Source organism: Candidatus Obscuribacterales bacterium, from assembly GCA_036703605.1.
Taxonomy (GTDB): Bacteria; Cyanobacteriota; Cyanobacteriia; order RECH01; family RECH01; genus RECH01.
Genome location: DATNRH010000225.1, coordinates 1 through 1,689, shown reverse-complemented (window position 1 = coordinate 1,689; position 1,689 = coordinate 1). Strand labels below are relative to the sequence as shown.

Here is a 1,689-nt window from a genome sequence, read left to right as displayed (position 1 = left end):
AAACGAATTGCACTGATAATTACTACAGCGGCTATGCGCAAATCCCTACATGAAAATCATCATTCAACTGGAGTGAACCCCATCGACTGGACAGCTAAGCCGGGGAAGTTGGAACACTGCAGAGGATAGATTTTTGTGTCGTACTGGATTTTCCTCCGGCTGTGGTTTCCAGTCGTTTTAGTGCCCCAGAGAGCTTTTCACGGTGCACCACTCTAAAAACGGCCTCCGTATTTGCCCTATAACGAACGATCTCAGCTCGGGTAGACATCTCAGCACCCCCGGCTTCAGGCTACCCGAGCCAGCCAGGCTTGCTCATACTCATTGGGAGTCACATACCCCAGAGCCGAATGCAATCGCTTCTGGTTATAGACTTCCTCCAAAAAATACGGGATTCTCTTCGTCACATCCTCGATGGTCTGGTAATCCCACAGGTAAACTTCCTCGTACTTTAGCGTCTTGATGAAACTCTCAGCCACGGCATTCTCATAGGGATTTCCCTTGCCAGCCATGCTGATCATCATGCCAGCCGCCTTAAGCTCCTCCACGTAAGCATGGCAAGCGTACTGCACCCCACGATCCGAATGATGGATGCAACCCGCAGCAGGCTCTCTTTCCTCCACGGCCATCTCCAAAGCGGCCAAAGTAAGCTCTGCGTCAATACGCTCAGAGAGCGCCCAGCCGATAACCTTTCTGGAGAAAAGATCCAAAAGCACCGCCAAATACAGAAACCCCGTCAAGATCCGAATATAAGTGATGTCAGCCACCCAGACCTGGTTGGGCCTTACCACCTCAAGTCCCTCAAGCCGGTTGGGATAGACCCGATAGCTGTGATCGCTGTCGGTGGTCTTTACCCACCTGCGCTTCACCTGACACTGCAAGGACTCCTGCCGCATGATGCGGGCCACCCGCTTGTGATTGACCTTCCATCCCTCCCGCTTAAGCTCATGGGTCACCCGCCGATACCCATAGCGGGGATGCTCCACCACAACCTGCTCAATCCGATCCCTGAGATCTGCCGCCTCCTTCTTCGCCTCTGCCGAAGGCTGCTTGCTCCTGTAGTAGTGCGTGCTGCGAGATAGCCCCATCACTTCGCACCCCCTTTGGATGCTGCCAAACTCTTGGCGGTGATGGGCGATGAATTCTCTTTTCTGCGCCGCGCCGTGTACTCCACGGCCTTTTTTAAAAGATCGTTCTCCATGGTGAGTCTGCCCACCATCTGCTCCAACTGGGCAATACGCCCAACAAGCTCTTTCTCTGTCCGAGAGGGCCCCTCAACCAGGCCGCCTTCCTCGTATCGCCTCTTCCAGTGCAGGATGAGCCCTGAAGAAACCTCCAAACGCCGACTGAGCTGTGCCAAAGTTGTAACCCCACTGAGCAGCTCCTCCACCACCTGCCGCTTGAATGCCGTTGAGAACTTCCTCCGCTCTACCATGATCCCTCCTGTTCTCCTCCGCCGGCATTCTAACTTCTCCCGAAAAACTGTCCAACTTCAGGGGGTCAGTCCATATTGATCTCAAACGATAACCCCTTGTGTCTTGACCGGAGAGATCAAATTATAATACAAGTCTCCTCGTCGGAATCTCCCTCAAATCGGCCAGCCAAAATAAGGAGGGCAACCATGATCCAAGGAATCATCGGCGTCCTAGCCTCGGCCTTATTTCTCCTACAAGCCCAACTCTCTTTTGCCCA

At 53.5% G+C, this 1,689-nt stretch carries 2 protein-coding genes; both read right to left on the bottom strand.

What is annotated here, in order from left to right; all coding sequences use genetic code 11:
- Positions 1-284: 284 nt before the first annotated feature.
- Complete coding sequence (locus V6D20_04830) at positions 285-1,136, bottom strand: IS3 family transposase (GenBank protein HEY9815117.1); 852 nt, start codon at positions 1,134-1,136, stop codon at positions 285-287.
- Positions 1,085-1,432 carry a transposase gene (locus tag V6D20_04825; protein ID HEY9815116.1) on the bottom strand — a complete coding sequence of 116 codons (348 nt, stop codon included), beginning with the start codon at positions 1,430-1,432 and terminating at the stop codon, positions 1,085-1,087. The genes V6D20_04830 and V6D20_04825 overlap by 52 nt, the downstream gene beginning before the upstream one ends.
- Positions 1,433-1,689: the final 257 nt, after the last annotated feature.

What these genes read in the sequence shown, in the direction of transcription:
- V6D20_04825 (HEY9815116.1), bottom strand. Translation starts at nt 1,432, where the DNA reads ATGGTAGAGCGGAGGAAGTTCTCAACGGCATTCAAGCGGCAGGTGGTG.